9 protein-coding genes are annotated in these 12,356 nt (G+C 63.6%); 4 read left to right on the top strand and 5 right to left on the bottom strand.

The window, feature by feature from the left end; translation table 11 throughout:
• The first annotated feature begins 42 nt into the window (after positions 1–42).
• Complete coding sequence (lexA, locus tag JY451_13615; GenBank protein ID QZH74681.1) at positions 43–705, top strand: transcriptional repressor LexA; 663 nt, start codon at positions 43–45, stop codon at positions 703–705.
• 27 nt (positions 706–732) lie between these two features.
• Here lexA and JY451_13610 read toward each other — a convergent pair whose 3' ends face one another.
• Positions 733–2,916, bottom strand: a complete 2,184-nt coding sequence (locus JY451_13610) for a ComEC/Rec2 family competence protein (GenBank protein QZH74680.1) — start codon at positions 2,914–2,916, stop codon at positions 733–735.
• A gap of 8 nt (positions 2,917–2,924) precedes the next feature.
• On the opposite strand from JY451_13610, the gene JY451_13605 reads away from it, so the two are divergent.
• Together JY451_13605 and JY451_13600 are read left to right on the top strand one after the other, a co-directional pair.
• On the top strand, positions 2,925–4,379 hold the full coding sequence (locus JY451_13605) for a glutamate--tRNA ligase (protein QZH74679.1): 1,455 nt from the start codon (positions 2,925–2,927) through the stop codon (positions 4,377–4,379).
• A 24-nt stretch (positions 4,380–4,403) separates the two neighbouring features.
• Entirely contained in the window at positions 4,404–5,690 is a 1,287-nt protein-coding gene (locus JY451_13600) for a citrate synthase (protein ID QZH74678.1), read from the top strand.
• Positions 5,691–5,784: 94 nt separating this feature from the next.
• On the opposite strand, the gene JY451_13595 is transcribed toward JY451_13600, so the two are convergent.
• From JY451_13595 to JY451_13580, 4 genes are all read right to left on the bottom strand, one after another.
• Positions 5,785–7,149: a HAMP domain-containing histidine kinase gene (locus JY451_13595; GenBank protein ID QZH74677.1), complete on the bottom strand. Its 1,365-nt coding sequence runs from the start codon at positions 7,147–7,149 to the stop codon at positions 5,785–5,787.
• Positions 7,150–7,154: 5 nt separating this feature from the next.
• Positions 7,155–8,114, bottom strand: coding sequence for a hypothetical protein (locus JY451_13590; protein QZH74676.1), 960 nt, complete (start codon positions 8,112–8,114; stop codon positions 7,155–7,157).
• Between the two features lie 34 nt (positions 8,115–8,148).
• Positions 8,149–9,195 (bottom strand): hypothetical protein, encoded by a 1,047-nt coding sequence (locus JY451_13585; protein ID QZH74675.1) that lies wholly within the window; start codon positions 9,193–9,195, stop codon positions 8,149–8,151.
• A gap of 186 nt (positions 9,196–9,381) precedes the next feature.
• Entirely contained in the window at positions 9,382–9,699 is a 318-nt protein-coding gene (locus JY451_13580; protein ID QZH74674.1) for an Hpt domain-containing protein, read from the bottom strand.
• A 70-nt stretch (positions 9,700–9,769) separates the two neighbouring features.
• Between JY451_13580 and JY451_13575 the strand changes: the two genes are divergently transcribed.
• Positions 9,770–12,355: an ATPase gene (locus JY451_13575; GenBank protein QZH74673.1), complete on the top strand. Its 2,586-nt coding sequence runs from the start codon at positions 9,770–9,772 to the stop codon at positions 12,353–12,355.
• Position 12,356: the final 1 nt, after the last annotated feature.

Here is a 12,356-nt window from a genome sequence, read left to right as displayed (position 1 = left end):
TATTCGTTCCCAAAGTGGAACATTTGTGTGAGGAACTGGCCGATGTTGACTGCCAAACAACACGAATTGCTGCTTTTCATCAACCGCAGGCTTGAAGCATCGGGCATTTCGCCCAGCTTCGAGGAAATGAAGGAAGCGCTCGATCTGAAGAGCAAGTCCGGCGTCCACCGGCTGATTTCGGCACTCGAGGAACGCGGCTTCATCCGCCGACTGGCCAACCGGGCGCGCGCGCTGGAAGTGGTGAAAATGCCGGAGAACATGGCGAACGATCCGGTCGCCAAAGTGGTTGCTCCGCCTGCTGCGGTTCGCGAACCTGCCAACGATGTGATCGAAATCCCGCTGCACGGCAAGATCGCCGCCGGTCTGCCGCTCGAGGCTTTGGAGTCCGACAGATCGCTGCCAGTACCGGCCGCCCTGCTCGGCCCCGGTGATCACTACGCGCTCGAGGTATCTGGCGACTCGATGATCGAGGCAGGCATTTTCGACGGCGATTATGCGCTGGTGCGCAAGGCAGACACCGCGCGCGACGGGGATATTGTGGTGGCGCTGATCAACGACGAAGAAGCGACGCTGAAGTACCTCTACCACGAAAGTGGCAAGATCCGGCTCGATCCGGCCAATTCGTCGCACGATCCGCAGATCTATGCCGACAGCCAGGTGAAGGTACAAGGCAAGCTAGCAGGGCTGCTGCGCCGCTATCATTGAGCCAGGGTTGGCGCGGGTGGTCTGGGTCTAATCCCCCCGCCGCCCGCGCCACCAGCCATGCTCGCCCTGCCCCTCGACAACGCTGCGTATCGAAGGCCCGTCGAGCACCAGCGCCAGTCCGCCGCTTTCCTCCAGCATCCGCCGGTCGGCCTTCAACCAGCGCGGCTCGCAGCTTCGCGGCAACCAGCGGTCGGCAACAACGATGTCAGCGCGTTCACAGGCGGCGGCGAGTGCACGCTCCTCCACAGCATCGCGACTGCGGGCGAGCAGCAGGTGCCAGTCGCGCCCACCGCGCGTCAGGGTAATGGCACAGAAATCGCGACTGCAATCTGCCCCCGGCCATTCGGCCAGCGGCACCGGATCGCCCTCCACTCCCGCCAGTTCGAGCAGGTTGTCGCGTGTGAACTCGCTGTCGGTATCGCGCAGTACCAGCAGTCGCTCGTCTTCGCCGACGATCCCCACATGCCGCCCGTCTCCTGAGATCAACACATCGGGAACAGGCGTGAGCAACAGCACAATGCTCCCGAAGGTAGGGAGCACAAGCCCGAGCAGTCGTGCCTTCCCGCGCCACAACGCCAGCCATAGTCCACCCGCTACGAACAGCGCCACCGTGCCCAGCGTCATCTGCGGCACCAGCTTCACCGCTCCCGGCTGCCCGGCCGTGAAATGTGCAATCCACACCAGCAGATCGAGCGAGCCTCCCGCAAGCCACCACAAGGGTGCCCCCGCCCCCGCCAGATCGAACAGCAGCGCCAGCGCGATCAGCGGCATGGAGACAAAGGTCACCAGTGGAATCGCCACCACATTGGCCAGCGCCCCGTAGAGTCCGGCGCGGTGGAAGTGGAACAGCACGATTGGCATCAGTGCCAGCTCGATCACCACGCCCGTAAGCAGCAACATCGCCAGCCGCCGCCCTCCGCGCGCCAGCCAGCTCTCCTCCCGCGCCGCCAGAAAGCGCTTCACCGGCTCTGCCGTGTGAAGCGCAATGATTGCGATCACTGCAGAAAAGCTCATCTGGAAGCTCGGCCCGACCACGCTTTCGGGCCAGACCAGCAGCACCCCGGCCACCGCCACCGCCACCATCCGCATAGACAGCGGTTCGCGACCGATTGCCAGCGCCACAAGCACCAGCAGCGCGCCGATGCAACTGCGCACGGTCGGCACCTCGGCTCCCGTCAACAGGGTATAGCCGATACCCGCGAGCGCGGCGATTCCTGCTGCTACCACCGGAAGCCGCACTCGCAACACAAGCCACGGCCACAAGGCCAGCAGCTTGATCGCCAGTAGATAAGTCGCGCCAATCAGTGCACTGACATGCAGACCGCTGATCGAGAGCAAATGCGTCAGCCCGGAATCGCGCATCGCATCTTCATCGGCGACGGAAATGGCCCCACGATCACCGCTGGCAAAGGCCGCCGCAATAGCCCCCGCCGATCCATCCAGCTCGCCCCTAACGTGCGCCGAGAGCTGCCGCTGCACGCTGGCGATCAGCGCTTCTCTCGGCAGCGCAGGTTCGAGCACTTCGATCTCGCCCTGCAAGCTGCCCGTGGCCGCAAGCCCCTCGAACCAGGCGGTGCGCGCGAAGTCGTATCCTCCCGGCAGCATCGGCGACGACGGCGGCATCAGCCGCGCCTGTGCCCGTACCAGTGCGCCCTCGCCCATCGCGGCGCTCGCCTGATCTAGCGGCACGTTCACCCGCACCCGTACCGGCTCGCCATCCTCCGGACTGCGGATCGCCAACACCAGCCGGATCCGGTCTTGCGCGGGCTGCTCGATCCGCTCCAGCACCCGCCCTTCGATCACGGCCGAAAGCGGTCGCTCGAATGCCGCTGCACCCGCCACTTCCGAGCGCACCCAGATCAAGGCGACGCCGAAGGCGAACACCAGCCCGCAAGTGACCAGCGCGATCACCAGATGCGCGCGATCTTCCCGCCCCTTCCACAGTGCCAATGCCCCCGACGCCGTCAGCAGGCCGAGCGCAATCGAAGCAATCCAGCCCGCCGCATCGGGCAGCACGAACCACGCCGCGATCCCCGCTGCCAGCAAGGCCGCGATCCAGGGGCCGCGATCAAATCCCGCGCGGGCGAGAAATGCGTCTGCCGCATCGGTCAGACTGGACAAAGAGGCACGCTTTCGCCAAGGCGTCTGCTGCATCGCAGCATCGCGCTCGTCTCCCCCCAGCGGGACCAGTACCGGCGGACGCGCTGCCATCACGGATAATGGACAGGAAACCGCAGGCAATGGCAAGTTCGGAAGGCACAGGGGACAAAGCCGCTCGCCCGGTGGTGACGCGCTTTGCCCCCAGCCCAACCGGCTTCCTGCACATCGGCAATGCCCGTACGGGCCTGTTTTCCTGGCTTTACGCCCGTCACCACGGTGGCCGCGCGCTTTTGCGTATCGAGGATACCGACAAAGCGCGCAGCACGCAGGAAGCGATTGACGTGATCCTGGATGGGCTCGACTGGCTCGGCCTCGAGTTCGATGGCGAGACCGTGTATCAGAGCGAACGCGCAGGCCGCCACGCCGAGATTGCGCACAAGCTGCTCGAAGCCGGACGCGCCTACAAGTGTTTCGCCACTCCCGAAGAATTGACCGAAATGCGCGAAGCCCAAAGGGCTGCCAAGCAGCCGATGCGCTATGATGGCCGCTGGCGCGACCGCGATCCGGCGGAGGCGCCCGCTGGCGCGCCCTATGTCATCCGTATCAAGACGCCAGAAGGCGGCGAGACGGTAATCGAGGATGCGGTGCAGGGCCGCGTGAAAGTGGACAATCGCGAGATCGACGATTTCATCCTCCTGCGCGGCGACGGCACCCCCACCTATATGCTTGCCGTGGTGGTGGACGATGCCGACATGGGCTGCACCCACATCATCCGCGGGGACGATCATCTCAACAATGCCTTCCGCCAGATCCAGGTGATCGACGCGATGCAGGGGCTGGAAGACGGCTGGGAACGACCGATCTATGCCCACGTCCCGCTGATCCACGGCAATGACGGGGCCAAGCTTTCCAAGCGCCACGGTGCACTCGGCGTGCGCGATTATCGCGACATGGGCATCCTGCCCGAAACGTTGTTCAATTACCTGCTGCGGCTGGGTTGGGGCCACGGCGACCAGGAAGAATTCACCCGCGAGGAAGCCATCGCGCTGTTCGATATCGACGCGGTCGGCAAGGGGCCGAGCCGTTTCGACATGAAGAAGCTGCTCAACATGAACGGGCATTACCTGCGCGCGGCTGACGATGCCCGGCTGGCAGGGTTGGTAGCGGCCCTGATCGGTCCGCGGGCCGATGTCGCGCTGCTCACTGAGGCAATGCCGGTCCTGAAGACCCGCGCGCGCGACATGAACGAACTGGCGGACGGTGCCGCGTTCCTGTTCAAGACTCGCCCGCTGGCGCTGGATGACAAGGCCGCCGCCCTGTTGGACGACGCTGCACGCGCCATGCTGGCGGAAATCGCCAGCCGGTTGCGCGGTGAAACGGACTGGACTTTGCCCGCGCTGGAGGCCAATCTTAACGCCTATGCGGAAGAACTGGGGCTGGGCCTCGGCAAACTTGCGCAGCCGCTCCGCGCGGCACTGACAGGGCAAACCACCTCGCCCGGCATTTTCGATGTGCTGGTCCTCCTCGGACGGGAGGAAAGCCTCGCGCGGATCGACGCGCAGGCAGCGGCCTAACTGGATTTTTGAAGGAGATTTCCCTTGGCGGACAAGCAGGCAACACTGGCAGTCGGCGGCGAAAGCTATGATTTCCCCACGTTGGAGGGAAGTTGCGGGCCCGATGTGATCGACATCCGCAAGCTGTACGGCACCACGGGTAAGTTCACGTTCGACCCGGGCTACAAGTCCACCGCCAGTTGCGAAAGCGCGCTGACTTTTATCGACGGCGATGAAGGCGTGCTTTTGCATCGCGGCTATCCGATCGGCCAGTTGGCCGAACAATCCAGCTTCATGGAGGTCAGCTACCTTCTACTGAACGGCGAACTGCCGAGCGCTGCCGAGCTCGAGGATTTCACCTATACCATCACTCGCCACACAATGCTGCATGAGCAGCTTTCGACCTTCTATCGCGGTTTCCGTCGCGATGCGCATCCCATGGCAATCATGTGCGGCGTAGTCGGGGCGCTCTCCGCCTTCTATCATGACAGCACCGACATCTCGGATCCGGAACATCGCAAGATCAGCTCGCACCGGCTGATCGCCAAGATGCCGACGATTGCGGCAATGGCGTACAAGTATTCGGTCGGCCAGCCTTTCATGCAGCCGCTCAATTCGCTGAGCTATACCGGCAATTTCCTGCGCATGACCTTCGGTGTTCCGGCTGAGGAGTACGAAGTGATCCCGGCGGTGGAAAAGGCGATGGACCGGATTTTCATCCTCCACGCCGATCACGAACAGAACGCTTCCACCTCCACCGTGCGGCTCGCCGGTTCGTCGGGCGCGAACCCGTTCGCGTGCATTTCCGCCGGCATCGCCTGTCTGTGGGGCCCTGCGCATGGCGGCGCGAACGAGGCGGCGCTGAACATGTTGCGCGAAATCGGCACCCCTGACCGGATTCCGCACTATCTGGAGCGGGCCAAGGACAAGAACGATCCGTTCCGCCTGATGGGCTTCGGTCACCGGGTGTACAAGAACTACGATCCGCGCGCGACGGTGATGCAGAAGACGGTGCGCGAAGTGTTCGATGCGCTGAACGTCAAGGATCCCGTGTTCGAAACGGCCTTGCAGCTTGAGGAAATGGCGCTGAACGACGACTATTTCATCGAGAAGAAGCTCTTCCCCAACGTCGATTTCTATTCCGGCGTGATCCTTTCAGCCATCGGCTTCCCGACTACGATGTTCACCGCGCTGTTCGCGCTGGCACGCACCGTGGGCTGGGTGGCGCAGTGGAACGAAATGATTTCTGATCCCGGCCAGGTCATCGGTCGCCCGCGGCAGTTGTATACCGGGCCTACCGAGCGCGATTATGTTCCCGTGAGCGAACGCTAAACTCTCGTGGCTCCCTGCTGAGGCGGGGACCTCAGGAGAGCAAGGTGCTCCCTCCGAGGAGGAACCCGCCTCTGCGGGGATTCACAACTTCTGGCTACGCATCCAGATTGCCCGGCAGTTCGAGCGTGAAACGGGCCCCCTGCCCTTTCGCGCTCTCCACGCTGAGCGAACCACCCATCGCTTCGGCAAGGCGGCGCGAGATGTAGAGGCCGAGGCCTGAACCGCCATCGCCCTGCCGCCCAAGGCGTTCGAACTTGGCGAACACCCGCGCCTGTTCTTCCGCATCCAGCCCTTCGCCCTGATCGGCGACCGTAATGCGCGCGCGCATGCCCGCCTGTTCAACTCTGATCCACACTCGCCCGCCTTCGGGCGAATAGCGGATGGCATTGCCGACCAGATTGAGCAGGACCTGCAGGGTCCGGCGGAATTCGCCCACCGCAGGCACGCTCTCGCCATCCTTCGGCGCATCGAGAATGATCCCCCGATCCCTTGCCCGGACACCGAGTATGCCCGCCGCACGACGCGCCACATCGGCAAGATCGATGGGATCTGGAGCAGGTGCGAAGTCCTCATCTTCGACCATTTCCAGGGTGGTAAGGTCGTCGATCAGCCCCAGTAGATGTTCCCCGGCTGACGCGATATCGGCGGCGTAATTGCTGTATTCATCCGCCAATGGCCCGGCAAGCTGGGTGCGGATTGTTTCCGCATTGGCGATGATCCGGCTGACCGGCTGACGCAACACAGGCGCAATATCGCGGCCGATGCCCTTGCCACGATCGGACTTCCGCGATGGTTTCGGTTGCGTCTCGGGCAGTGGTCGGTCCGGCACCAGATAGAGATCGAATCCTTCGCTGCCGGGATCCTCGCGACCGAGTGGAACCAGTCGCGCAGCCCATTCGCGTTGCGATCCGGCTGCGGAAACCTTCGCTCCATCAAGCAGGCGCCAGTGCAACGGCTGCCGGTGATTGTCGCCTTCGGGGACGGCAAAATCGGTCCACGGGCGACCAACACCCGCCATCATCGCTTCGCCCAGTTCGTCCATATCCGGGGCAGTCCAGTCTACCGCGAGCAGCCCTTGGCTGGCATCGAGCCGCGCGAAAAGCCCGGCCAGGTGCCGCACCAGCGCCAGGTGCCCCACGTTTCGGTCGCCCGCATTCTGGGCCGGAATTTCCTGAGCGGTCCAAGTGGTAAGGTTGACAATTGTGCCCGCCTTGCCCGGCACCACTTCGGCCCAGGCGGAGATGCTTTCGAGCGAGTCTTGCGCCCGGATCGCGCGCGCCACGCGTTTCCCGCTCTTGCGCGCTTTGCGCACCAGTTCAAGCAGCGCGGGGGTGACGATCGGCCCCGGCAATTCGCCGCCAGCGCGCAGATGAAAACTCGCCAACGGTTCTTCCGCCTCGATGAGCCTGTCATCGGCATCGGTGCGCGCACGGGCCGAATAGGTTTTTGCGGCACCCATCGGGATCATTGCAGCGCCCAAGGTTGCGCATCGACAAGCATGATTGCGGCCTGGTCGGCTCGCAAAGTATCGAATCCTTCGGGCAGCGTTATGTCCGGGTGGAGGAAATGGAACTGATCTTCCACCGCTGTCTGTTCCAGACCCGCCGCCCTAAGGCTCAATGCGAAGCGCGCGACCTGGTTCTCGCCCAGCGAGAGCACGGCGATATCACGCGGTTGGCCTGATGCCACGTGCAGCGCGGTGATGAAGATCGCTACACCTGCGTGATCCATTTCCAGCGCACGCTTTGCCCGTCGCTCCAAAGCGCCGATAAGTCGGCTCATTCTTGCCACGCGGCAGGCAGCAGGATCGTATTGAGCCCGCAGCGTCGCCTCTGCTGCCGACGTGTCAGCGAGAGTTTCGGCCGAAACTTCACGGAACACGGTTAAGATCAGATCGAAGTATTCTTGGGGTAATTCGCTTAGCGGCAGTTCCATCCGTCGAGCTTGCTGCATGAACCGCGCTTGCGCCGCGAGCGTTTGCATTGCCAGACCGGATATTTCTGGGTCTCTGTCAGCCATCAGTTCCTGCAAGAGCGGCGAAAGCACGACATCGATTCCACTACGACGGCTCAACCGATCGCTGAGGTTGGCTTCGATTGTGAGGGCATGGGCATGGCCAAGTAGCGCAGCCCGATCCAGCAGGGCTGCCGCCAGCATATCAACCCGCGCGCCCACGAATGCTCCGTGATCCTGCGTATCCTCATGTGCGGCCTGTGCGTGCAACAACTGGATGGCAAGGTGGTTCATCATTCCCCGCACGCTGGCCAAGACTTGATCGCTGAACAGGCCCTGCCCGTCATTTACAAGCAAATGGCGCAGGATCGGGCGCGCCGTGGCCAGGATGCCGTCGCCATGAGCCAGCTCTTCGCGCAGGACTCCTTCGACCGAATCCGCCGTGGTCCCGGAAAGGCTCTGCTTGCTCATGCGTGCGGAATACCCGGTCAGCGTTAATTCCGCGTTATCCGCGCTGGATTCCTCGCGGAACCAGCATGGCGACCAGCACCAACAGCGCCGCCAGCATGATCGCCACTTCAGGCGAGACTATGCCTGAGAGCAGCGCGATACTGCCTGCGAGAATAGCTCTGTCACTTATAGGTTCGATGAAGGGGCGCACCACGCTTCGGTCCAGCAACAGTAAGGCAAGTACCAGCACCAGAGGCGGGAAAAGCGCGCGCTGGGCCAGGCTGTCGATCGCCAACACTCCGATGACCAAAAGTGCAGCATCGACAGCGCGCCGCAACCATACCAGTCTCCCGACCTTGCCGAACGGAGCCACGGCGAGTCTCGACAAGGCGAGGAAACCTTCGAGCATCACAGCCGCCAGCGCCGCCAGCGCAAAGCCCGCCGCGGGCATTTCGTACCATGCGCTTGCCAAACCTCCGCCCAACAGCAGGGCAGCCAGCCCCAACAACGCAGGTCGCGGCCAGCTACGCTCACTCAGCCAAGCCCCCGCCCGGCCGATTGCTTGCCGCGCCAGCCAGCGCGAGGGGGCAGAGTGCTGCACGTCACCCAGCGTCGCGCGCAACCAGCTCTTTTCCTGCACCTGCGCGGCTTCCATGTTGGACACGATTGCCCAGCGCCCGTCATCCAGCACGCCATCGGCCAGGCGTGCCTCCGGCAGGCGCTGTTGCAGGGCAATGCGGAGCAGCGCGGCTTGCGGAGCCACGTCCTCTGGCAAGCTGTTGAGCCGCGTCAGCCATGTGCCCGGCAAGGTCAGCGCCCCGCCCCATGCACGGTCAAGATCGATCCGCTCGAACCCCGCAGCCGTGCCCGGTCCGGCGGAGACGACCAGGACCCGATCCCCTTCCGCGCGCAGCAGGTCGAGCGCCACGCGCGCTTCCGGCAACAGGCCGGGTTGCAGCACCAGCAAGGTGTCAGCTTCGCCGATGGCTCCGGGCAAGGCATGGCTGGTCGAAATCGCCTGATAGCGCATTCCGGCGCGCTCTGCTGCGTGCCGCAGGGCGACTGCATCGGGCGAAGCTCCGCCGCCATGTGCAATTACCATTGAGCATCCGCATTCCCGCGCGAACAGCAATTGCCGTTGCGCGATGCTTTTGCCGGCTATCAAAGGCTGAGCGCCCTCCCCCGGTTGTGGCAGGCTGATAAGTACGGCGCGCAAAAACTTCAGGCTCCCGGCCAACGATCCCAAGCCCGCAAGCTAGGGGCGCGGAGCCGTGCTGCCAAGCTGCGATCAGGTGTGGGCGGAGAACTGCCCTGAGAATTGGGCGGCGAAAACACCCAGCTTGCGCAACACCACCGGATCGCCGGGAGCACCTTCCAGGGCCTCTTCCGCTAGCGACACCAGGTCACCTGCGTGAAAACTCGCCCCGAGTCCACGCAAGCGCTGTGCGGCAGTGCGCCAGTTGCCATCGCACCGCGCCCGCTGGAGGAGATCGATCTGACCGTCCAGGCTTTCGGCAAAGCCACGGCGCAATTCCGCAAACAACGCGGCGTCGTCACCAGCGGCAGCGGTCAAAGCAAGTTCGAAGTCACCCTTTGCATAAGCCATTCCCACCTGATGGAGGAGAACCGGTTAAGACGGGGTTTCAAGCGTTTTACATTGTGTTAGGTATAGCGACATGACCAGCCGCCGCAGCCTCCTGTCCTTCGAGGAAGGAACCGACACCCTCAGCGAACCCACGTTTGGCCGGGACGAGGACTGTGCCGAAGCCGCGCACGAGGAACCTGCCTATCGGGAACCGGAATACGGCGAAGGCGGATGGACGGAGGAAGCGCCAAGCGCGCCGCGCGGGGTCTGGGTTACACCAGCTATAGCCATCGCCGTGATCCTCGGCTGGACCGGCTTTTTCGGCTGGGTTCACGGCCCGCAAATGCTCACCGGAGCCACGCCTGAAGCATGGACCGGCTGGATCGCAAACTGGTCCATGCCGGTACTGCTGGTAATCGGCGTATGGCTACTGGCAATGCGCAACAGCCGCCGTGAAGCCAACCGATTTACTGACGCGGCGCGGGCGCTGGCAAAGGAATCTTCGCTGCTCGAAGCGCGGCTCACCGTGGTCAACCGCGAGCTGAGCCTGGCGCGCGAATTCATTGCCGCGCAATCGCGCGATCTGGAATCGCTGGGTCGCGTGGCGAGCGAGCGTCTCTCCGAAAATGCCGATCGTTTGCAGGGTCTTATACGGGACAACAGCGCCCAGGTCGAAACCATCGGCCAGGTCAGCACTGGCGCGCTCGCCAATATGGAAAGCCTGCGCGATCAACTGCCGGTGCTTACCAATGCCGCGCGCGACATGAGCAACCAGATCGGCAACGCCGGCAATGTGGCGCACCAGCAAATCGACGGGCTGGTGGATGGTTTTGCCCGCCTGAACGAGTTCGGCGAAGCCGGGCAGAAGCACGTCGAGCAAATCGGCGACAAGGTGCGCGCAACGCTCGATTCGTTTGATCGGCAGATCGAAACTCTTGGCGAAGTGACGCAGGCCCGCTTCGGCAAGTTGCGCGAAGTGAGCGAGGCTTTTCGTACCGACATGGTTGAATCCGAGGATGCCGCCTTTGCCTCACTACGCCTGCGCGCGGACGAACTCGCCTCCACTCTTTCTGTCCGCATGGCCGGTCAACGCGAAGCCGAGCAGGAAGCACTTTCGGCCCTGCAGGTTCGGTTGGAGATGCTCTCCAGCGATGGTGAAACCTTGCTGTCCCGGCTTCAGGACGGCCACGAATCGGCGCGCACCGCGTGGTCCGCGGCTGTAGCTGCACTCGAAGCGCGGATGGCCGATGCCCTGGCCGAGATCGCCCGGGCTGACGAGGCTGGCCTCTCATCGGCGCGACATAGGCTAACCCTTATCTCCCAGGAGGCAGGCGAGGCTGAAGCGCGGATTGCAGGAAGTCTGGCGTCCTTCGATGCGGATATTGTCGAGAGGCGGGCTGCGATTCGTCACAACGAAGAGCGAGAGTTGTCCGAACTCGAAGCGCGGATTGCAGCCTTCGAGAAGCGACTGGCGCAGCGGCGCGAGGATTACGTCGCGCTGGTCGAAGAACTGGCAAAACGCAGCGAGGGCCTTTACGAGCGTCTCTCCGAGATCGACGCCGATATGCGCCGCATCGCCTGCGAAGGCGACGATGCCCGCACCGGCCTGGGAATGGCAGCTCAGGAGTTCGCCGAGCGGCTGGAACTGAGCCGTGCCGCACTGGAAGAAAACAGCGCTCATGTCGCCCGGCTGACCGATGACGGCGTGCGCCTGCTCGAAATCATTCGTGCCAGCGCCGAACATTCGCAAGGCTCGCTCGCTCAGGCCATAGGCAGCGCCGAGGCGCGGCTCAGCAATTTCGCCGATGAGGCGACCCGGCTGGCAAGTGTGGTAGCCGACGCCGAAAGCCACGGAGCGGCACTGGCGATGCATGTCGGTTCGGCCGAGCAGGGCAGCGTTTCCGCCATCGGGCATCTGCGCGCGCTGGAAAACCAGATTGCTGTGCTCAATGACGAAACCGGGAAGCTGGCCGAGCGCACCGGCGACGAATTGCGCAATGCAATCGAGGTGCTTTCGGGTTCGGCCACGCAGGCTCTGGCGGGGCTGCGGGACAACCAGCGCGAGATGGTTGAGGAAATCGCCGGGACTATCGCCGGCCAGAGCCGAGAGCGGGTGGCCGAGGCAATCCGCGAGGATGCCGCCGCCGCCATCGCCGAACTCGAAGCCGCAGCCGCACAGGCTGCCGAGCGGGGCCGCAGGACGACCGTCGCGCTGCGCGATCAGCTGGCCAAGGTGAACGAGTTGACGGGCAATCTCGAGAGCCGCATCGCCTATGCCCGCGAACGCACCGAAGAGCGGATCGATACCGATTTTTCGCGCCGCATCGCGCTGATAACCGAATCGCTCAATTCTTCTTCGATCGATATCTCCAAGGCCTTCGACAACGAAGTGTCAGATACGCAGTGGGCGCATTATCTGCGCGGGGACCGCGGGATTTTCACCCGCCGCGCGGTGCGCTTGCTCAATCGGCAGGAGTCGCGTGCGGTGGTGGAAATCTATGGCGAGGATGCCGAATTCCGCGAGACCGTGAACCGCTTCATCCACGATTTCGAAGCGATGCTGCGCGAAGTGCTGTCGACCCGCGATGGCAATGCGCTGGCAGTTACCCTGCTATCCAGCGATGCGGGCAAGCTCTATGTAGCGTTGGCGCAGGCCATCGACCGGCTGCGGACATAAG

The sequence above is a fragment of the Erythrobacter sp. genome, from assembly GCA_019739335.1.
Classification (GTDB): Bacteria; Pseudomonadota; Alphaproteobacteria; order Sphingomonadales; family Sphingomonadaceae; genus Alteraurantiacibacter.
Note: the sequence above shows the minus strand (reverse complement) of the source record. Positions and strands in the feature narration are given on the sequence as shown.